This window comes from Marinovum sp. PR37, assembly GCF_028807375.1.
Taxonomy (GTDB): Bacteria; Pseudomonadota; Alphaproteobacteria; order Rhodobacterales; family Rhodobacteraceae; genus Marinovum; species Marinovum algicola.
The window spans coordinates 1-18829 of sequence record NZ_JARAML010000003.1; the positions used below are offsets into that span (position 1 = coordinate 1).

The window sequence follows — 18829 nt, forward strand, 5'->3', positions numbered from 1 at the left end:
CGGACTCTAATCAACGGTGGAGGAAAAATCCCGTGGCAGGTCAGCAAAACCCTACTTCCGATGTCGGACAACAATCACAAAACTTCTGACAAGACCACTCATCCACACTTGCTATGCCCGCAAGACGCGCAGGTCATGCAGCCCTCGATCATCCGCATCTCGAACTGCCCGCAGGACGGGCAAGCTTTGCCGCGGGTGCCGCTTTCCAGCCCCACCACCTTGGCCGTGGGATCGGTTTTCAACCCCATCCCCTCGCCCTCGAGAAAGCCGGTCGCGATCATGTGGCGTTCGATCACGCCGCCGATCGCGGCCAGGATCGAGGGGATGTATTTGCCCTGCACCCAGGCGCCGCCACGCGGATCGAAGACCGCCTTCAGCTCCTCGACCACGAAAGACACGTCGCCCCCGCGTCGGAACACCGCCGAGATCATCCGGGTCAGCGCCACCGTCCAGGCGAAATGCTCCATGTTCTTGGAATTGACGAAGACCTCGAAGGGCCGGCGGTGGCCGCCCAAGACAATATCGTTGATCGTCAGATAGATGGCATGCTCGCTGTCGGGCCATTTAAGCTTGTAGGTCGATCCCTCCAGCTCCTGCGGCCGATCCAGAGGCTCGGACATATAGACCACCTCGGCATCCTGCCCCCCCGCGCCCCGGACTTGCTCCGGGGCCTCCGCCGGAACCTTTTCCGTGCTCTCCGCCACGCTCAGCACCGACCCGGTCACATCATTCGGCCGATAGGTGGTGCAGCCCTTGCAGCCGGTCTCATAGGCCTGCATGTAGACGTCCTTGAAAGCCTCGAAAGAGATGTCCTCGGGGCAATTGATCGTCTTGGAAATCGAGCTGTCCACCCACTTCTGCGCCGCCGCCTGCATCTTCACATGTTCCGACGGGGCCAGCGTCTGGGCGTTGACGAAATAGTCGGGCAGCGGGGCATCGCCCTTCATCTCGCGCCACATCTGCACCGCGTAATCGACAACCTCCTCCTCGGTCCGCGTGCCGTCCTTTTGCAGCACCTTGCGGGTGTAGCGATAGGCAAAGACCGGCTCGATCCCCGAGCTGACATTGCCGGCATAAAGCGAGATCGTCCCGGTCGGCGCGATCGAGGTCAGCAGCGCATTGCGGATGCCATGTTCGGCAATCGCGGCGCGCACGTCCTCGTCCATGGCGCGCATGGTGCCACTGGCCAGGAACTTCTCGGCATCAAACAACGGAAAGGCGCCCTTCTCCTTGGCCAGCTCCACCGAGGCCAGATAGGCCGCACGGGCAATCCGCTTCAGCCAACGCTCGGTCTGTGCCGCCGCCGCGTCAGAGCCATAGCGCAGCCCCTTCATCAGCAACGCATCCGCCAGCCCGGTCACCCCGAGACCGATCCGCCGCTTGGCCGCGGCCTCCTGCGCCTGCGCCTCAAGCGGGAATTTCGAGACATCGACCACGTTGTCCATCATCCGCACCGCGGTGGCGACCAGCGTATCAAGCGCCGCCTCGTCGATATGCGCGGCGTCCGAGAACGGATCACTCACCAGCCGCGCCAGGTTGATCGAACCCAGCAGGCAGGCGCCATACGGCGGCAGCGGCTGCTCGCCACAGGGGTTGGTGGCGGCGATCTGCTCGACATAGCTCAGGTTGTTGGCGGCATTGATCCGGTCGATGAAGATCACGCCGGGCTCGGCGTACTCATAGGTCGCCTTCATGATCCGGTTCCACAGGTCGCGGGCCTGGATGGTGTGATAGACCTTGCCATCGAAGTGCAGGTCCCAGGACCCGTCCGCCTTGACCGCCGCCATGAAGGCATCGGTCACCAGAACCGACATGTTGAACATGCGCAGCCGCGCGGCATCCTGCTTGGCGCCGATGAAATCCTCGATATCCGGGTGGTCACAGCGCATGGTGGCCATCATCGCGCCCCGGCGCGACCCGGCCGACATGATGGTGCGGCACATGGCGTCCCAGACATCCATGAAGCTGAGCGGGCCCGAGGCATCCGCCGCCACCCCGGTCACACCGGCGCCCTTGGGCCGAATGGTCGAGAAATCATAGCCGATGCCGCCGCCCTGCTGCATGGTCAGCGCGGCTTCCTTCAGCATGTCGAAGATGCCGCCCATGCTGTCGGGGATGGTGCCCATGACAAAACAGTTGAACAGCGTCACCGACCGCGCGGTGCCCGCCCCGGCGGTGATCCGTCCGGCCGGCAGGTATTTGAAATCCTCCAGCGCCGCGTAAAACCGCGCGTCCCACAGCTCGGGCTCGGCCTCGGCGCGGGCGATGTCGCGGGCGATCCGCCGCCAGGTATCCTCGACCGAGAGATCGACCGGCGTGCCGTCCGCCTCTTTAAAACGGTATTTCATATCCCAGATCTGTTCGGCGATCGGGGCGGCAAAGCGGGTCATGGGGCGATTCCCTTTTTTCAGAAGGTGTCCAAGATACCGATAACTAGAGAACAGCACAACAACTTGAAGCCGCCCGAGGCCGGCCTACAATAGATGGACCGCAGGGGGCGGGATTCGCATGAGTGACCACATCAATCTTATCAAACTTTGTGTCGGCACCGAAACGCCCGACGATCTTGCCCGGTGGCAGGCCCAGCGCCGCAGGGACCTGCCCGACAAGCTGCCCCGCCATGTCACCCGCATGTGGCCCAAGCGGGCAGACGAACTGCTCGCCGGCGGCTCGCTCTACTGGGTGTTCAAGGGCGTCTGCCTCGCCCGCCAACGGGTGATCCGGCTTGACGAGGTCATCGGCCAAGACGGCATTCCGCGCTGCGGCATTGTGCTCGACCCCGAGATCACCCGCACCACGCCGATGCCGCGCCGCCCCTTCCAGGGCTGGCGCTATCTCACCGCCGCGGACGCCCCGGCTGACCTGTCGGAACGCGCCCGCAAAGAAGACCCCCTGCCCGCCAGCCTCAACGCCGCGCTGGCCGAGATCGGCGTGCTCTGACCCCGGACTTCTTCTCTTTGAAAATACTGCCGGGGGTCTGGGGGCAGCGCCCCCAGCGCCTGCGTGGCGTGAACGCAAGACAACCCGTGCGCACCGCGCCCCGCCGGAAACCTAGCCGCCCAGCCCCAGCGTCTCGCGCAGCCCGTCCAGCGCCTTGCGGTCGCCCGGGTCCAGCGCCGCGCCGCGGGCGCGGAACAGCGTCGCCTGCGATTTCAGCACCAGTCCGTCCGACAGGATCTTCAGGTGGTTGGCGCGCAGCGTCTCGCCGGTCGAGGTGATATCGGCGATGGCCTCGGCGGTGAGGTTCTTAACCGTGCCCTCGGTCGCGCCCTGGCTGTCCACCAGCTGGTAATCCGCGACCCCGGCCTCGCGCAGGAACTCGCGCACCAGCCGGTGATACTTGGTGGCGATCCGCAGCCGGAAGCCGTGGCGCGCGCGAAAGGCGGCGGCGGCGGCATCGAGATCGTCCAGCGTGGTGACATCCACCCAGCAGGCCGGCACCGCGATGATCAGGTCGGCATGGCCAAATCCCAGTTCGGCCAGCGGCTCGACCTGCTGTTCCCAGATCGGCAGCTTGTCCTGCACCAGATCGGTGCCGGTGACGCCGAGGTGAATGCGCCCGGCCGCCAGTTCGCGCGGGATCTCGCCCGCCGAAAGCAGCACCAGCTCGACGCCCTCGGCCCCGGTCACGGCGCCGGAATATTCGCGCTCGGAACCGGTGCGTTGCAGCGTCACGCCGCGGGCGCCGAACCAGTCGAAGGTCTTTTCCATCAGCCGCCCCTTGGACGGCACCCCCAGCTTGATCGTCATCGCCGGCCCTCCGAGAGCTTCAACACCAGGCCGGGGCGGATCACCCCGCCCACCGCCGGGATCGACCGGCCGCCGCCCAGCGCCGCGGTCAGCGCGTCATAGCGCCCGCCGGTGGCCACCGGCGGCAGGTCGGGGCGCGCCTCGGCATAGAGGCCAAAGACGAAACCGTCGTAATATTCCATCGAGGTGCGGCCGTAGCTGCCCTCGAATTCCAGCCCGTCGATGTCCACCCCGCGCCGGGCCAGCGCCTCGCAGCGCGCCGCCAGCCGGTCGACCGCATGCGCCACCCAGGGCAGATCGACGGCAATGTCGCGCAGCCGCTCGAGCGCATGCGGCAGCGTCTCGCGCACCGCCAGCAGCGCCTCGATCAGATCGACTTGCGCCACCGAAAGCGGCGGCGTCTCGGCATCCTCGCGCAGCCCGGCGATGCGCGCGGCAATCTCCGTTTCGCTGCGCAGCCCGACGTGCTGGCCCATGCGCGCCATCGGGTCTGCCTGCGCCAGAAGCGCCGCGCGGCTGGCCGGCGCCGGGCTGCGGCCGGCAAACCGTTCGAGCAGCGCACGAAAGCGGCGCGGGCGCCAGATGTGACGGCGCAGCGCCGCCTTGCGGCGTTCGGTGGTGTCGAGCCCCTCGACCGCGGCCTTCAGCAAGCCGATATCGCCGGTGGCGGCACGCAGCGGCAGATCGCCCAGCGCGCCGGAGATCCGCACGAAGACATCCGCCTCGGTCAGCGCCGGCTCCGAGCGGTCGAACACCTCGTAGCCGACCTGCAAATATTCGCTGTCGCGCTCCGGGTTCTCGTCCTGCCGACGGAACACCGCGCCGGAATAGGTGTAGCGTGCCGGCTCCACCGCGCCGTTTTTCATCGCGTCCATGTGCATCTGCACCACCGGCACGGTGAAATCCGGCCGCAGCATCTGCTCGCCGCGCAGCGCATCGGCGGTGACATAGGCCCGGCCACGGATATCCTCGCCATAGAGGTCGAGCAGGGTCTCGGCGGGTTGCAGCACCGGGGTCTGCACGACCTTGGCGCCCGAGGCTTCGAACCCCGCGCGCAGCCGCTGGGCTTCCTCGATGATCGCAGCTCTTTCCGGCATCAGCTCTGCGCCTTCAGGATGTCGCGCACCTTGGCGACAAGCTCGGACCGGGGCACCTCGAATTGCGAGGGCCGTTCCTTCCACTCTTCGAGCGTGGCATTTTCCGCGATCTGCGCGCCAAGCACCAGGTCCTTGATCTGGATGACGCCGCGCGCCGCCTCGTCGCTGCCCTCGATCACCGCCACCGGGCTCTGCCGCTTGTCGGCGTATTTGAGCTGGTTGCCGAAGTTCTTCGGATTGCCGAGGTAGACCTCGGCGCGGATGCCGGCCTGACGCAGTTCGGCCACCATGGTCTGGTATTCCGGCATGCGGTCGCGATCCATCACCGTCACCACCACCGGGCCGCGCTCGGCGCTCTGCACCCGGCCCTTCTCGCGCAACGCCGCCAGCAGACGGTCGACCCCGATCGACACACCAGTCGCAGGCACCGCCTGTCCGGTGAAGCGCTTGACCAGATCGTCGTACCGCCCGCCGCCGGCCACCGAGCCGAACTGCCGCGGGCGGCCTTTCTCGTCGGTGATCTCGAAGGTCAGCTCGGCCTCGAACACCGGGCCGGTGTAATAGCCGAGGCCGCGCACCACGGAAGGGTCGATCTCGATCCGGTCGGGGCCATAGCCTTGCGCCGCCAGCAGCGCGGCGATCTGTTCCAGCTCGGCGACGCCCTCGGCACCCACCGCGCTTTCGCCTACGGCGGCGCGCAGGTTGGCCAGCGTCGCCTCGGCATCGGCGCCCTTGGAGGTGAGGAAGGCGATCACCGGTTCGGCCTGCTCTTCAGCCAGGCCCACCCCATCGATATAGGCGCCCGAGGCATCGAGCCGGCCCTTGCCGAGCAGCTCGCGCACACCGGCTTCACCCACCTTGTCGAATTTGTCGATGGTGCGCAGCACGGCGGCCTGCTGGCCATCGTCGGCCACGCCCATCGCCTCGAGCACACCGTTCAGAACCTTGCGGTTGTTCACCCGCACCACATAGTCGCCGCGCGCAATCCCCACCGCTTCCAGCGTGTCCGACAGCATGGCGCAGATCTCGGCATCCGCTGCCACCGAGGGCGCACCGACGGTATCGGCGTCACATTGATAGAACTGGCGGAACCGCCCCGGGCCGGGCTTTTCATTGCGCCAGACCGGGCCCATGGCATAACGGCGGTAAGGCGTCGGCAGATCGTTGCGGTACTGCGCATAGACCCGCGCCAGCGGCGCGGTCAGGTCATAGCGCAGCGCCAGCCAGGCCTCGTCGTCCTCTTGCCAGGCAAAGACGCCTTCATTCGGACGGTCGACATCGGGCAGGAACTTGCCCAGCGCCTCGACGGTTTCCACCGCCGAGGATTCCAGCGCATCGAACCCGTAGCGATGATACACCCCGGCAATGGTCTGAAGCATCTCGGCCCGCTCGGTGACCTCATGCCCGAAGTAATCGCGAAATCCCTTGGGGGTGATCGCCTTGGGGCGGGGCTGTTTCTTCTGCTTGGCCATGGCAGGCTCCGGGTTCTCTTCTCGCGCGTCCGTGTAGCCGGAAGGCCGCCAAGGGGCAAGCGCCCCGCCCCTGCATTTCAGCGCGACACCGCCCGCCATTGCGCTATAACCCACCCCATGACCGATCCCCTGCTCAGCGTCGAAGAACGCCTCGCCCACCTGATCCGCATGATGGATGACATGTCAGACGTGATCGCCCGACAGGACGGCGAAATCGCCCGCCTGCGCCAGCAGGTCGACATGCTGATGCACCGCGAGGCCGAACGCCAATCGGAGCAGCCCGGCGGCGTGGTGCTGGGCGACGAACGCCCGCCGCATTACTGAGGCTCAGGTGCCGCCGCTCTTGACGTCAGTCTCGATCACGTCGCCGCGGTGCAGCAACATTTCCAACCAGGTGGCATTGTCGCCGTATCGCTCGTAGGCGCTGACAAAGACGGTGTCTTTCTCGAGCTTGCTCACCCGCTCGCCGCAGGGCTTGCCGCTGGCCACCCGACAGATCCGCGATTTGATCTGTTCATAGGCGGTGTCGGTGGCGGAATAGGGATGCACCTCGGCCGGCAGACCATAGCGCAGCATCTCATGCATGCCCGGGGCCCCGAACATGGCCACGGCGGCGGTAAAGGTGCGTGCGCAGCCATCGTCGAAACCGGTGATGTAGAACGGATGCGGCGTGGTCTTGCCCGGCGCGCTGTCATAAAGGCGATAGGCGGCACGCGGTTCGGGAAAGGCCGCGATCTCGGCGCCGCGCTTGTCGCGCGGCAGATCGCAGACCGGCTTGACCTGGCCGAAGGACAGCAAGGTTCCGGCCGGCACCGAGGGCGGCGCTTCACGCCCGGCCCCGCCGCCGCCCAGCATGCGGCTGAACAGGCCCGGGCGGGCCACCGGCTCGTTCGGCGACGTCGGCGCGGCCGCGACGGCGGCCGGCGGATCCTCGGCCAGCTCGAGATCGGAAAGGCGGTCGACGCCCGACAGCGGATCGCCACAACCCGAGAGCCCGATCAGCGCGGCCCCCAAGGCCAGCGCCCTGAAAGCGACAGCGTGTTTCATGGCGCGGGCATATCCCAGGCGGGGGCCGTCCGTCCAGTCTCGGCAAGATTGCAACGGCTGTTTCCCGCGCATGGCTTACGCATTTTCAAACCACGGAAACCTTGGTATAGATGAGGCAATAAAAATATAATTGAGGTAGAGCTGGGAATGAAAGCGGGCTATCGCGGCACGTTTGTCATCTCCTGGTCGCAGACAGAAATCGACGGTTTCGCCGCGGCATCACTCTCATCCCTGAGGGTCGGTGCAGGCTGGAGCTGGCAGGGCGACGCTTTGTGCGTCGATGGCCCCAATGATGTCTTGCGGCTCGAGGGAGCGGACGGAAACGAAGCGCTGCGCAAACGCGCGGCACGCAAGGTACAACGATTGGTGGGCACGGCACTCACCGGACAGCAGAGCACACCCCCCGAGGCAAGACCGGCGCCGGCGGACGAGAGCTGCTTTGTCGTCACCGACGGGCTCAGAAGCTATGCGATCACGGTGATTCCGGCCGGGCGCGAACGCCTGCTGATGTTTGTGGGCGAGATGCCGCCGCGCGACATGCCGCTTTGGGTGGTGAGCCTCGACCTGGCGCATCAACAACGCGCCGAGGCCGACGACCCCGGCGTCATCTGCTTTACCCCCGGCACCCTGATAGACACCCCCGATGGCCCCCGTCCGGTCGAGGAACTGCGCGAAAGCGACCGGGTTCTGACGCGCGACAATGGCCCGCAAGAGGTGCTCTGGACCGGCGCGCGGCGGATGACGGGCGCGCGGCTCTATGCCATGCCCGAACTGCGTCCGGTGCGGATTTTCGCCGGCGCCTTCGGCACCGACAGGCCCGAAACCAGCTTTCTGGTCTCGCCGCAGCATCGGCTGTTGCTGCGCGGCGCCCAAATCGAGGCGCTGTTCAACACACCCGAGGTCCTGGTGGCCGCCCGCGATCTGGCCGACACGCCCTGCGCCCAGACCGATTATGCCGCGCGCGAGGTGACCTATGTGCACCTGCTGCTGCCCCGGCACGAGATCCTCTGGGCCAATGGCCTGAAAACCGAGAGCTTCCATCCGGCCAGCGCCCAGCTCTCGACCCTGGACGCAGAGGACCGCGCCCGGCTGATCGCCGGGCTGCCCGAGGTCGAGCACGATCCGCAGGCTTACGGTGCCTATGCCCGGCGCAATCTGACTTCCAGCGAATTTGCGGTTCTGAAACACCGCGCGGCCTGAGCGCCCGAGACCCGGCATTGCCCGGGTCTCTTCGCGGCTTGACGGAAGTTACGTTATTACATTACGTATCGGAACACGATCCTTCCGACACGGCCTTTCATGACCCAGACTCCGCCCGGCAATTCCGGCGATACCTCCTTGCGGCGCCGGCGGCACCGCGCCGATCCGATGCGCGCCTATGACAACCTGCCGCGCGAGCTGCGGCGCTGGCTGGCGTCGGCGGTGCTTCCCTGGGGCGCCAAATCCGCGCGACGCGCCTACGACCGGGCGCTCGCCCGCACCGGGACGCCCCAACTGGCCCTGCGCGAGCTTGATGCCCTGCAACAGCGGCTGGTCACCCGGGATGCTCATCAGGTCTGGGGGCCGGGACATCCCGGGTGTCCACCTGCCCGCGCCAGCCACCGCGCGTCATAAGAAGCGCGCACCAAGAACCCAAGCCCCGTACCGGATGCGGTGCATCGCGACTGCGCCGGCGCAGTGCGGTCGGCGTGTCACCGAGCGATGGCTCACGCAGATTTCCGCGTGGGCGTGTCACACTAAAGGTCTGCGTGCGGACACAGCAGACCGGTCACCCCGTTCGGGCTTTCTGCTGCAACTCAGACTTTGCTCTTGTCGGCAGTGCCCGCCGATCTTGCCTCGGTTTCGGCCAGCGCCTCCAGATCCGCGAGCATCCTGACCGCGTGCGCCGCATAAGGCCCGATCCAGCGCTTCTGAACGTCGTGGATCGGGAGGGCATCGAGATGGTTCCAGCGTTCCCGGCCGCGCCGCTCGACAACCACCAGGCCGGCTTTCTCCAACACCGAAAGATGCTGCATCACGGTGCAGCGGTCGAGATCGGTCAGCGCCTCGCAAAGGGCGCCGGTGGTCTTCGGGCCGTCCTTGATCAGGTCGAGGATGCGCCGCCGCGCCCGATGGCCAAGCGCCTTGAACAAGGCATCAAATTTATCGTCGATTGACATGTTATGTTTTTATAACATGATGAGGGGGAAGCAAAGAGGATTCGTCTCATGGAATTGAAGTTCACCGTGGCCGGGCGCATCGCCAAACCCATCGAGGAGGTTTTCGAGGCCGTGGTCGCCCCTGATCGCTTATCGCAGTATTTCACCACCGGCGGGGCACGGGGCCGGCTGGAAACCGGGGCCGAGGTAACCTGGGACTTTCATGATTTTCCCGGCGCCTTCCCTGTTCTGGTGCAGGAGGTCGTTCCCAACCGGAAAATCGTGCTGCAATGGGAGGCGGACGGGAAAACCGCCACCTGGACGACCGTGACCATGGAATTCAGCCCACTGGACGACGGTCGCACGCTGGTGCGGATCAGCGAATTTGGCTGGCCGGAAACAGAGGCAGGTCTGACCTCGTGCTTCGGCAATTGCGAAGGCTGGACCGGGATGCTCTGCGCCATGAAGGCCTGGCTGGAGCACGGGATCAACCTGCGGGACGGATTCTACAAGTAAATCGATTGCTGAAAGGGGAGAGGCAACGCATGGAACCGGGAAAGAACTTGGCCATCAAGGTGCCGCTGCACCGCTGGTCGGAGACCGTGGCCTTCTATCGCGACAAGGTGGGGCTGACGGTCACCCGCGAGCTGGACACCAGTATAGGGTTCGAATTCGGAAACATGACCCTGTGGATCGATCGCGTCCCGCAGCAGAGCCAGACGGATGTGTGGATCGAACTGTTCGACGACGATCCCGACGCCGCCCTGTCGCGCCTCGGCAGCCCCATCCGGGACGAGTTGGAGCCGCTGACCAATGTGGTCGGACACTGGACATCGGATCCGGCCGGAACGGTGATCCTCCTGCGTCGAGAGCAGATGTCCTGAGGCATCAATTGGCTGGCGCCCCCCGGCTGTTGGCCGGGTGGCTTCCTTCGGCTTCGACATCCTTGCGAAGCGGCCGTTGCGGCCTCGTCAGCGGAGGTCGACCGCCAACACATCGGGCAAGGGGCGGACGGCGAACCGGGCGGGCGCTTCCGCGTCAGCGGGGATCGAGCAATCGGCGTGCAATCACCTGCGCCTGAATTTCCGCCGCGCCCTCGAAGATGTTCAGGATGCGGGCGTCGCACAGGATGCGCGAGATGGTGTATTCCAGCGCAAATCCGTTGCCGCCGTGGATCTGCAACCCGTTGTCCGCCGCCGCCCAGGCGACACGCGCGCCCAAGAGCTTGGCCATCCCGGCCTCGAGATCGCAGCGCCGCCCCTCGTCCTTTTCTCGCGCCGAGAAATAGGTCAGCTGACGGGCAACCATGATCTCGACCGCCATCATCGCCAGCTTGCCGGCGACGCGGGGGAACTGGATCAGAGATTTTCCGAATTGCTTGCGGTCGAGCGCATATTGCATCGAGACATCGAGCGCCGATTGCGCCACGCCGATGGCGCGGGCGGCAGTCTGGATGCGGGCGGATTCAAAGGTCTCCATGAGCTGCTTGAAGCCCTTGCCCTCTTCGCCGCCAAGCAGGTTCTCGCCTTTCACATGGAAGTTGTCGAAGCCGAGTTCGTATTCCTTCATCCCGCGATAACCCAGCACTTCGATCTCGCCGCCGGTCATGCCTTCGGTGGGGAAGGGATCGGCCTCGTCACCCGGCGTCTTTTCCGCCAGGAACATGCTCAGCCCCTTGTAATCGCTGGTTTCCGGGTCGGTGCGCGCCAGAAGGGTCATCACATGGGTGCGCGCGGCATGGGTGATCCAGGTCTTGTTGCCGGTCACCCTGTAATCGCCGGTCTCGTCCCTGATCGCGCGGGTGCGCAGCGATCCAAGGTCAGAGCCGGTGTTGGGCTCGGTAAAAACTGCCGTCGGCAGCTTCTCGCCCGAGGCCAGCGCTGGCAGCCAATGCGCCTTCTGTGCATCGGTGCCGCCGGCAAGGATCAGCTCGGCGGCAATCTCGGAACGGGTGCCCAGCGAGCCGACACCGATATAGCCGCGCGACAGCTCTTCCGAAACGACGCACATCGAGGCCTTGGAGAGACCGAAACCGCCAAACTCCTCGGGGATGGTCAGGCCAAAGACGCCCATCTCGGCCAGTTCCTCGATGATCTCCATCGGGATCAGCGCGTCCTTGAGGTGCCACTCATGCGCAAAAGGCTCGACCTTTTCGACCGCATAGCGGCGGAACTGGTCGCGGATCATCTCGAGCTCTTCATCCAGACCGGAGGCGCCGAACATCGTCGCCCCGTGCTGCGCCTGCATAAGCTCGACCAGCCGCATCCGCGCGGCAGTGGTATTGGCGCGGGTCAGCAGGGTCTCGATCTCGGGCGTGTCGAGCACCGCCAGCTCCGCGGCATCGACGCCGAAATCGCGCGGCCGCACGATCTCGCCCTGGTTCATCGGGATGCCGCCGCGGATCTGCGCGAGATATTCGCCAAAGGCAATCTGATGGATCAGCGCCTCAAGCTCGCCGAACCGGCCCTCGGCCGCCATCCGCTCGGCCCAACCCTGCATTTGTCTGAGCGATTCCAGATAGGTGGCCAGCCAGGCCAGACCATGCGCCGCATCCTGATTGGCCTCGACCAGTCTGGCCGAGATCCGGCCATCAGAAACCACGAGAGCCCGCAGATGGGCGCGGGATTTGTCGAAGATCGCCGCCACCGGGGCAATCGCCGCGCCGGTAAGGGTAAGAAGATCGGGCAGTTGCACACTTGCCTCCGCGGTCACGTCCTGTCCGTCATGGGCCATGAATCGTCATCCTTCTGCTATCCTGCACGTGCATAATGCCTTCGCAGTCGCAGCGCAACAAAAATACGTTTTTCATCGCCAGTCATTGCAAAAATTACCCACGCACTTTCCGAATGCGGCGGCGGATCGGGCATGGTAGGGCGCTGGCATGGAAGCACCATCGCCCGAATTCACCATCCTGATCCTTGCCGCCAGCGGCATGGTCGCGCTTTTGGCCGGGGTGATCAAAGGCATGGTGGGTTTTGCCATGCCGATGATCATGATTTCGCTCCTGGGCATCTTCCTGCCGCCGGATGTGGCGCTGGCCGGGCTGATCCTGCCGACCCTGCTGTCGAACGGCGCCCAGGCGCTGCGCCAGGGGGTAGGCCCGGCGGTGGCCTCGGTCAGACAGTTCCGCATCTACCTGTTGGCCGGCGCGGTGATGCTGGTGGCCTCGGCGCAGCTGTATGCCTTTCTGCCGGTCTGGGTGCTGTTTCTGGCGATCGGTCTGCCGATGGTGCTCTTCAGCCTGGTGCAGCTCATGGGGCTGCGCCTGCGGCTGAGCCGCCAGACCCCCTGGGTCGAAATCGTTCTGGGCGGCGTTTCCGGCTTTATCGGCGGGCTCTCCGGCGTCTGGGGGCCGCCGCTGGTGGCCTATCTCACTGCGCTGCACACGGAAAAGCGGTTGCAGATGCGCACTCAGGGCGTGGCCTTCGGGCTGGGCGCGGTGTTGCTGCTGGTGGCACATTCCGGCAGCGGGGTGATCCGCGGCGAAACGCTGCTGTTTTCCGCCTGGCTCTGCGTGCCGGCGATGATCGGCATGTGGCTGGGCGGACGGGTGTCCGACCGGATCGAGCAGGAGGTGTTCCGCCGCGCCACGCTGGCGGTGCTGCTGCTGGCCGGGCTGAACCTGATCCGCCGCGCCTATTTCGCCTGACCGCGTCCCGGACCTGATCCGGGACCCCCCGGTCCTCGCCCATGCGCAATCCGTCTCGATGCGCCGGACCGGCCAAACCGGACCCTAGACCTCTTCCACCGCCATCACCCCCGGCAGGCTCTTCAATGCGCCCTTGATTTCCGGGTTCACCGGAAATTCCGCACCGGTGTCGATCTCGACCTCGCCGGGCAGGGCCGGGTCCATCAGGTAGAGAAAGATCGGGCCCCGCGCCGCCTTTTGCACCTTGCCCGCCGCCTCGGAAAGGATGGTGGCGACCGAGGGAATCGCCCCCGGTTCCTCGACAAAGACCTTGAGGCCGATCGTGCCGGCATCCGCAACCGCCGCGTCGATCGGCGCCACCGACCGGCCCAGCAGCTTGAGCTGGTCGCTCTCCATCGTCGCCTCGACCGTCACCACCACCTTGGCCCCGGTCTCGAGATGTTCGCGCGATTTCTCCAGCGTTTCCGAGAACAGCGTGACCTCATAGGCGCCGGTGGTGTCGGAAAGCTGGCAAAAGGCAAAGCGGTTGCCGCGCGCCGATTTCCGCTCCTGCCGCCCGGCGACGACACCGGCCAGCTTGGCGACGCAGGGGCTGCGTTCGGCCTTGGCCATGACCTCGTCGAGGGTCATCACGTCCTTGCGCTTGAGCGAGGCCATGTAATCGTCGAGCGGATGGCCAGAGAGATAGAACCCCACCGCCTTGAACTCTTCGGCCAGCCGCTCGGCGGGCAGCCAGTCGTTCACCGGCGCCAGACGCGGCTCGGGCAGGTCGTCGCCGGCCTCGCCAAAGAGCGAGACCTGGTTGGAATTCTTCTGTTCGTGCACCGCCGCCGAATAATTCACCAGCGCATCGAGCGATTCGAAAACCCGGCGGCGGTTGGGATCGAGCTGATCAAAGGCCCCGGCCCGCGCCAGCATCTCCAGCGGCCGCTTGCCGACCCGCTTGAGATCGACGCGACGGGCAAAATCGTAGAGCGTGGCAAAGGGTTTTTCCTTCGCGCCCCGGGCTTGATCCGGGGCCTCGTGGCCAAGGCCCTGCCGGCCTTCGACCACCAGCTTCATCGCCTCCAGCCCGACGTTCTTTAACGCGCCCAGCGCATAGACCAGCGCGCCGTCGACCACGTCGAAGCTGGCCTGCGAACGGTTCACGCAGGGCGGAACCCAGGGCAGGCCGAGGCCCTTGCGGACCTCCTCGAAATAAGTGGCGAGCTTGTCGGTCAGATGAATATCGCAGTTCATCACCCCGGCCATGAACTCCACCGGGTGGTTCGCCTTGAGCCAGGCGGTCTGGTAGCTGACCACCGCATAGGCCGCCGCGTGCGACTTGTTGAACCCGTAGTTGGCGAATTTCTCCAACAGGTCGAAGACCTCGGTGGCCTTCTTCTTTTCGACACCGTTTTCCGCCGCGCCCTTTTCGAACTTCGGCCGTTCGGCGTCCATCGCCTCCTTGATCTTCTTGCCCATGGCGCGGCGCAACAGGTCGGCGCCGCCAAGCGAATAGCCCGCCATGACCTGGGCGATCTGCATCACCTGCTCCTGATAGACGATGATCCCCTGGGTCTCTTCCAGAATATAATCGATCAGCGGATGCACCGAGGTGATCTCGCGCAGCCCGTTCTTGACCTCGCAATAGACCGGGATGTTCTCCATCGGGCCGGGACGATAGAGCGCCACCAGCGCGACGATGTCCTCGATGCAGGTCGGTTTCATCCGCTTGAGCGCATCCATCATGCCCGAGCTTTCCACCTGGAACACGGCGACGGTCTTGGCGGCGGCATAAAGCTTGTAGGTCGCCTCGTCATCGAGCGGGATTGCGTTGATCTGGTTCTCGGCGCCCTCGGCCGGCTCGTAGAGTTCGACGCCGTCGGCCGAGACATGCAGCGGCCGACCGGATTTGAACACCAGGTCCATGGCATTCTGGATCACCGTCAGGGTCTTGAGGCCCAGAAAGTCGAACTTCACCAACCCGGCCTGTTCGACCCATTTCATGTTGAACTGGGTCGCCGGCATGTCCGAGCGCGGATCCTGATAGAGCGGCACCAGCGCATCCAGCGGCCGGTCGCCGATCACCACCCCGGCGGCGTGGGTCGAAGCGTTGCGCAAAAGCCCCTCGACCTGCTGGCCATAGGTCAGAAGCCGGTCGACCACCTCTTCGTTCCTGGCCTCTTCACGCAGCCGCGGCTCATCCTGCAAGGCCTTCTCGATCGAGACCGGCTTGACCCCCTCGACCGGGATCATCTTGGACAGGCGGTCGACCTGGCCATAGGGCATCTGCAACACCCGGCCGATGTCGCGCACCGCCGCCTTCGACAGCAGCGCACCGAAGGTGATGATCTGCCCCACCTTGTCGCGGCCGTATTTCTCCTGCACGTAACGGATCACCTCTTCGCGGCGATCCATGCAGAAGTCGATGTCGAAGTCGGGCATGCTGACCCGCTCGGGGTTGAGGAAGCGTTCGAACAGCAGCGAATAACGCAGCGGGTCAAGGTCGGTGATGGTCAGCGCATAAGCCACGAGGCTGCCGGCACCCGACCCCCGCCCCGGCCCCACCGGAATGTCGTTGTCCTTGGCCCACTGGATGAAATCGGCAACGATCAGGAAGTAGCCGGGAAATCCCATGCCCTCGATGATGCCGAGCTCGAAATCCAGCCGCTTCTGGTAGTCCTCGACCGAAACCGCATGCGGGATCACCGCCAGACGAGCCTGCAACCCCTGGTTGGCCATGCGGCGCAGTTCGGCCACCTCGTCATCGGCGAATTTCGGCAGGATCGGGTCGCGGCGATAGCAGCCGAAAGCACAGCGCTGCGCGATCTCGACGGTGTTCTCCAGCGCCTCGGGCAGATCGGCAAAGAGCGTCGCCATTTCCTGCGGCGATTTGAAATAATGCTCCCGCGTCAGCCGCCGCCGGGCGTCCTGCTGATCGACATAGGCCCCCTCGGCGATACAGATCAGCGCATCATGCGCCTCGTACATCTCGGGCTTGGGAAAATAGACGTCGTTGGTCGCCACCAGTGGCAGCGCCATCGCATAGGCCATCTCGACAAGCCCGCGCTCTGACCGCGCTTCGGCCTCCGGCAATCCACTTTCGCCGGGATGGCGTTGCAGCTCGACATAAAGCCTGTCGCCGTAGATCCCCTTGAGCCGCTCCATCAGCGCCTCGGCCGCCGGGCGCTGGCCGCGCCGGAGCAGCCGCCCCACCGGCCCGTCCGGCCCGCCCGACAGGCAGATCAACCCCTCGGCATTGGCCGCCAGCTCCTCCAGCGTCACCTGCGGCACCTGCCCGCCCTTGTCGACATACAGGCAGGTGTTGAGCTTCATCAGGTTCTCGTAGCCGCGCTCGTTCTGCGCCAGAAGAACAACCGCCGCCGGGTCCACCGGCTTGTCGCCCGGGTTGAGCGCCACATAGGCCACATCGACCTGACATCCCATGATCGGCTGCACCCCGGCAGCCTGGGCACCGACCGAGAATTCCAGCGCGCAGAACAGGTTGTTGCTGTCGGTCACCGCCAGCGCCGGCATGCCCATCTCGGCACAAAGGCCCGGCAGCTTCTTGAGCCGCATGGCGCCTTCCAGAAGCGAATATTCGGTATGGGTGCGAAGATGGATGAATCGGGGGGAGCTCGTCATGCGCGCACATTAGAACGGCGCCCGGCACGATGGAAGCGCAACGGCCGCTTCCGTCGAACCGCCGCAATTTCGTCACAATTGGCAAGAATAAACGGCCTGAATGCCACAACCTTAAAGAGCAATGGCCAATCACCATTCCCCCGGGGACGTCATACCCTTCGACTGGGCTCCGGTGTCCCGCGCCGGCCGGCACAGTCTCCGGCGCCGCTGCCTGTCAGCCGCCGCGCGCCTGTGCCCGGCGGCGACCGCACGGCTGCTGGCGCGGCGCTACCTCACGCCGTCGGGCAGTTTCATCGCCGGGGCGGAGACCGACCCCGGTTTCGCGATTGTGCCCGCGGGCCGGCAGGTGCTGCTGCGCTTTGGCGGGGTGGCCGGGTCGGCTCCGGCCCGGCGGCTGCTGATCGTGCCCGGCCACAATGGCCATGTCCGGCAGTTCGGCCGCCTTCTGCGCTGCCTGCGCGAAACCGGGGCATCGGTCGATCTTCTGGTCCTGCCCGGCCATCTCGGGCCGAAGCCCCGGCTGTGCAGCTTCGGCGCGATTGTCGGGGCAGTGCGCGAGGTGGGCGCCCATGGCGGCCCGTATGACGCAGTAATCGCCCATTGCGTCGGCTGCAACGCCAGCCTGCTGGCAATGGAGGATGTGCCGCTCGCGAAAAAGCTGGTGTTTCTCTCGGCGCCGCTGACCCTGCCGAACCTGGTGCGCTTCGCCGGCCGGCAATACGGCCTGCGGCGGCGCTGTCTGGCGCGGTTCGTGGCCCAGGTCAGCCGGCTCGGCGCCCCCTATCCGATCGACATCCCCTGGCAGCCGCTGGCCGCGCGCCGCTCGGAGCCACTGCTGGTGATCCATGCCCGCAACGACTATGCGGTGCCGGTCTCGGACGTGGCCGGCATCGGCGCGGCCTGGCCCGGGGCGCGGCTCGCCCTGCTCGACACCGGCGATCACAACACCATCCTCGGGCAACGCGGCGCCATCGACCGGATCCTCGCCTTCCTGCAAGAGCGCCCTGCCCCGCACACGCCCGCGGCCAAGAGTGGACAAGAGTCGGAAATGCAGTAGCGTCCAGTCATGGCCGATCTCGACACCCTGCCCGCCTTTCTCGAAACCCTCGATACCGAGGTCCGCGACGCGGCCGACTGGGGCGAGGTCGCGGGCTACATCCCCGAACTGGCCCGCATCGACCCGGCGCAATTCGCCATCTCGGTGGTGCTGGCCGATGGCCGGCTGATGCGCGCCGGGCAATACGCACAACGGTTTTCGATCCAGTCGATTTCCAAGGTCTTTTCACTCGCCTGCGTCCTCGCCCGGTTCGGCGAAAGCATCTGGCACCGGGTCGGGCGCGAACCGTCCGGCGACCGGTTCGATTCCATCCTCCTGCTCGAACAGGAGCACGGCCGCCCGCGCAACCCCTTCATCAATGCCGGCGCGCTGGTGACAACCGATGAGCTGCTGGCCGGCCGCGCGCCCAAAGAAGCGCTGTCCGAGATCATCGACTTCATCCGCACCAGCGCCGGCGACAGCGACATCCACTTCGACGCCGAGGTCGCGGCGTCAGAAACCGAAACCGGCCATCGCAACCGGGCGCTGGCGCATTACCTGCTGAGTTTCGACAACCTGAGAAACCCGCCCGAGCTGGTGCTGGGCACCTATTTCCACCAATGCGCCATCGAGATGACCACCGATCAGCTGGCCCTGGCCGGGCGCGGCATCGCCGGGCTGGCCGACGCGCCCCTGAAGCTGTCGGAGGTCAAGCGCCGCCGCATCGCCGCCCTGATGCTGACCTGCGGGCATTACGACGGCTCGGGCGATTTCGCCTTCCGCACCGGGCTGCCGGGAAAATCCGGCGTCGGCGGCGGCATCCTACTGGCGGTGCCCGGTCGCGCCTCGGTGGCGATCTGGTCGCCGGGGCTCAACGCCTGGGGCAATTCGCGGGTCGGCACCGAGGCGGCGGAACGGCTGGCGCGGTTCACCGGATGGTCGGTTTTCGGCTGACCGGCCCTGCCCATCCGGCAGGCAGCGCCGGTTTTTTCTGCACCGCGGCCAAGGAAATG

The 18829-nt window shown here is 65.8% G+C and carries 17 protein-coding genes; 9 read left to right on the forward strand and 8 right to left on the reverse strand.

What is annotated here, in order from left to right; genetic code table 11:
- Positions 1-98: 98 nt before the first annotated feature.
- On the reverse strand, positions 99-2390 hold the full coding sequence (locus PVW49_RS03185) for an adenosylcobalamin-dependent ribonucleoside-diphosphate reductase (RefSeq protein ID WP_274589887.1): 2292 nt from the start codon (positions 2388-2390) through the stop codon (positions 99-101).
- Positions 2391-2508: 118 nt separating this feature from the next.
- Between PVW49_RS03185 and PVW49_RS03190 the strand changes: the two genes are divergently transcribed.
- The gene (locus tag PVW49_RS03190) at positions 2509-2940 is read left to right on the forward strand and encodes a DUF1489 family protein (protein ID WP_048533379.1); all 432 of its coding nucleotides are present in this window, start codon (positions 2509-2511) and stop codon (positions 2938-2940) included.
- A gap of 111 nt (positions 2941-3051) precedes the next feature.
- Here PVW49_RS03190 and hisG read toward each other — a convergent pair whose 3' ends face one another.
- From hisG to hisS, 3 genes are read right to left on the reverse strand one after another with little or no spacing between them, the layout of a single operon-like run.
- On the reverse strand, positions 3052-3750 hold the full coding sequence (gene hisG / locus PVW49_RS03195; RefSeq protein ID WP_048533380.1) for an ATP phosphoribosyltransferase: 699 nt from the start codon (positions 3748-3750) through the stop codon (positions 3052-3054).
- Positions 3747-4847: an ATP phosphoribosyltransferase regulatory subunit gene (locus tag PVW49_RS03200; RefSeq protein WP_048533381.1), complete on the reverse strand. Its 1101-nt coding sequence runs from the start codon at positions 4845-4847 to the stop codon at positions 3747-3749. Before PVW49_RS03200 ends, hisG begins: the two co-directional genes overlap by 4 nt.
- Positions 4847-6319, reverse strand: coding sequence for a histidine--tRNA ligase (gene hisS, locus PVW49_RS03205; RefSeq protein ID WP_274589888.1), 1473 nt, complete (start codon positions 6317-6319; stop codon positions 4847-4849). The genes PVW49_RS03200 and hisS overlap by 1 nt, the downstream gene beginning before the upstream one ends.
- Before the next feature lie 117 nt (positions 6320-6436).
- Here hisS and PVW49_RS03210 point away from each other — a divergent pair, with 117 nt between their 5' ends.
- Entirely contained in the window at positions 6437-6643 is a 207-nt protein-coding gene (locus tag PVW49_RS03210; RefSeq protein WP_048533383.1) for a SlyX family protein, read from the forward strand.
- Between the two features lie 3 nt (positions 6644-6646).
- On the opposite strand, the gene PVW49_RS03215 is transcribed toward PVW49_RS03210, so the two are convergent.
- Complete coding sequence (locus tag PVW49_RS03215) at positions 6647-7366, reverse strand: hypothetical protein (RefSeq protein ID WP_274589889.1); 720 nt, start codon at positions 7364-7366, stop codon at positions 6647-6649.
- 147 nt (positions 7367-7513) lie between these two features.
- Here PVW49_RS03215 and PVW49_RS03220 point away from each other — a divergent pair, with 147 nt between their 5' ends.
- Both PVW49_RS03220 and PVW49_RS03225 read left to right on the forward strand, forming a co-directional pair.
- The gene (locus tag PVW49_RS03220; protein WP_274565756.1) at positions 7514-8566 is read left to right on the forward strand and encodes a Hint domain-containing protein; all 1053 of its coding nucleotides are present in this window, start codon (positions 7514-7516) and stop codon (positions 8564-8566) included.
- 99 nt (positions 8567-8665) lie between these two features.
- Positions 8666-8980 (forward strand): DUF6525 family protein, encoded by a 315-nt coding sequence (locus PVW49_RS03225; RefSeq protein ID WP_274565755.1) that lies wholly within the window; start codon positions 8666-8668, stop codon positions 8978-8980.
- A 182-nt stretch (positions 8981-9162) separates the two neighbouring features.
- Here PVW49_RS03225 and PVW49_RS03230 read toward each other — a convergent pair whose 3' ends face one another.
- Positions 9163-9525, reverse strand: coding sequence for an ArsR/SmtB family transcription factor (locus PVW49_RS03230; protein WP_274565754.1), 363 nt, complete (start codon positions 9523-9525; stop codon positions 9163-9165).
- Between the two features lie 48 nt (positions 9526-9573).
- Here PVW49_RS03230 and PVW49_RS03235 point away from each other — a divergent pair, with 48 nt between their 5' ends.
- A complete protein-coding gene (locus PVW49_RS03235; RefSeq protein WP_074839151.1) occupies positions 9574-10020 on the forward strand; it encodes an SRPBCC family protein in 447 nt (148 codons plus the stop codon).
- 29 nt (positions 10021-10049) lie between these two features.
- Positions 10050-10388, forward strand: a complete 339-nt coding sequence (locus tag PVW49_RS03240) for a hypothetical protein (protein WP_074839149.1) — start codon at positions 10050-10052, stop codon at positions 10386-10388.
- A gap of 154 nt (positions 10389-10542) precedes the next feature.
- Here the strand turns inward: PVW49_RS03240 and PVW49_RS03245 are convergent, their stop codons facing one another.
- Complete coding sequence (locus tag PVW49_RS03245) at positions 10543-12237, reverse strand: acyl-CoA dehydrogenase family protein (protein ID WP_274589890.1); 1695 nt, start codon at positions 12235-12237, stop codon at positions 10543-10545.
- A 148-nt stretch (positions 12238-12385) separates the two neighbouring features.
- Here PVW49_RS03245 and PVW49_RS03250 point away from each other — a divergent pair, with 148 nt between their 5' ends.
- Positions 12386-13153 carry a sulfite exporter TauE/SafE family protein gene (locus tag PVW49_RS03250; protein WP_074839143.1) on the forward strand — a complete coding sequence of 256 codons (768 nt, stop codon included), beginning with the start codon at positions 12386-12388 and terminating at the stop codon, positions 13151-13153.
- A gap of 84 nt (positions 13154-13237) precedes the next feature.
- Here PVW49_RS03250 and dnaE read toward each other — a convergent pair whose 3' ends face one another.
- On the reverse strand, positions 13238-16780 hold the full coding sequence (dnaE, locus tag PVW49_RS03255; protein ID WP_274589891.1) for a DNA polymerase III subunit alpha: 3543 nt from the start codon (positions 16778-16780) through the stop codon (positions 13238-13240).
- Between the two features lie 121 nt (positions 16781-16901).
- Here dnaE and PVW49_RS03260 point away from each other — a divergent pair, with 121 nt between their 5' ends.
- A complete protein-coding gene (locus tag PVW49_RS03260; RefSeq protein WP_274589892.1) occupies positions 16902-17837 on the forward strand; it encodes a hypothetical protein in 936 nt (311 codons plus the stop codon).
- 9 nt (positions 17838-17846) lie between these two features.
- Positions 17847-18770, forward strand: coding sequence for a glutaminase (locus PVW49_RS03265; protein WP_074839134.1), 924 nt, complete (start codon positions 17847-17849; stop codon positions 18768-18770).
- Positions 18771-18829: the final 59 nt, after the last annotated feature.